Below are 464 nucleotides of genomic sequence, written 5' to 3'. Positions count from 1 at the left end.
GCCTCGCCGGCGGTGTCCCGGCCGGCCAGCCGTAGATATGCATATGTGTCATGGTAGCGTCGATCATGTTACGATCAGTGTCCCGTAATGACATCTGCTGCCTTTACGAACGAACGACATCATGATGACTCTCCACGACCTTCGCCACCTCGCCATGCGCCATGCCGGCACGGGCCCGGACTGCATCGTGCCCGGGCTGCGGGTGCGTTCGGTCACGGCGCCGACCCTGCCGATGAGCGGCATCGAAGAGCCGATGTTCGCGCTGATCCTGCAGGGCCGCAAGCGCTCGACGATCGGCGGGCGCACCTACGAGTATGGTCCCGGCGACTGCGTGATCGTGTCGCTGACGATGCCGTCGACGGGCCAGGTGACCCATGCCAGCGAGGCCGAGCCGTACCTCGGCGTCGCGCTCACGCTGCGCCCGGCCGAGATCGCGGGCCTGATCGTCGAAGCGGAAGCCGAGG

General features: G+C 66.6%; 1 protein-coding gene. It reads left to right on the top strand.

What is annotated here, in order from left to right; genetic code table 11:
* Positions 1–121: 121 nt before the first annotated feature.
* A partial coding sequence (locus tag ACEN88_RS34215) for an AraC family transcriptional regulator (protein ID WP_413346837.1) occupies positions 122–464 on the top strand: 343 nt, incomplete at its 3' end.

The organism is Massilia sp. CT11-108 (assembly GCF_047302915.1).
Classification (GTDB): Bacteria; Pseudomonadota; Gammaproteobacteria; order Burkholderiales; family Burkholderiaceae_D; genus Telluria; species Telluria orientalis.
The sequence above is the reverse complement of the archived record's forward strand: the minus strand, read 5'-3'. Positions and strand labels throughout refer to the sequence as shown.